This is a genomic window from Collinsella sp. 4_8_47FAA, from assembly GCF_000763055.1.
Taxonomy (GTDB): Bacteria; Actinomycetota; Coriobacteriia; order Coriobacteriales; family Coriobacteriaceae; genus Collinsella.
Genome location: NZ_KN214166.1, coordinates 1 through 592, shown reverse-complemented (window position 1 = coordinate 592; position 592 = coordinate 1). Strand labels below are relative to the sequence as shown.

Annotated in this window: 1 protein-coding gene; it reads right to left on the bottom strand. The window is 73.0% G+C overall.

All coding sequences use genetic code 11. The features are described from left to right. Positions 1-34 precede the first annotated feature (34 nt). Positions 35-592, bottom strand: a 558-nt coding sequence (locus HMPREF9463_RS10260) for a transposase (protein ID WP_148334245.1), incomplete at its 5' end; no start/stop codon positions are given.

The window sequence follows — 592 nt, the reverse complement described above, 5'->3', positions numbered from 1 at the left end:
TTGGGTGTTCCTATAGTTTTGTCAACCGTCGGGGCTACTCCCGGTAGGGCACCCGGTCGCGCATCACGGCGTATATCGCCCTGAGCCGCTTCCTCGCGACGGCCTTGAGCGCCCGCCCGTGCCCCATGCCCCGCGCCCTGCAGGCCCGGTAGTACTCGCCGTAGCGCCCCGAGGACCTCACCAGGCTGTTGCACGAGAAGATCAGCAGGGACTTGAGCCTCGCGTCGCCGCGCCTGGACGCCCTGACCGACCTCACCGACGTGCCGGAGCTCCTCACCCTCGGGGCTATGCCGCAGTACGAGGCCAGGTGGTCGTGGTCCGGGAACCTCCCGATGTCGACCGACACCGCGAGCTGCGCCGCGGTCCTCGGGCCGATGCCGGGCACGGTGAGCAGACACGCGTAGGTCTCGTCGCCCTCGAGCAGCGCCGCCGTCTCGGCCTCGAGGGCCCCGGCCTCGTCGAGGGCCTCCGATATCCGGGCGGCCAGGAACCTGGCCTGCCTGTTCTCGGCCTCGACGAGCGCCGGCGGGGGCGCGGTGGAGGCGGCCGCGGCCTCCCCGGCGGCCTCGGCCCGCGGGCCCTCGGCCCCGGA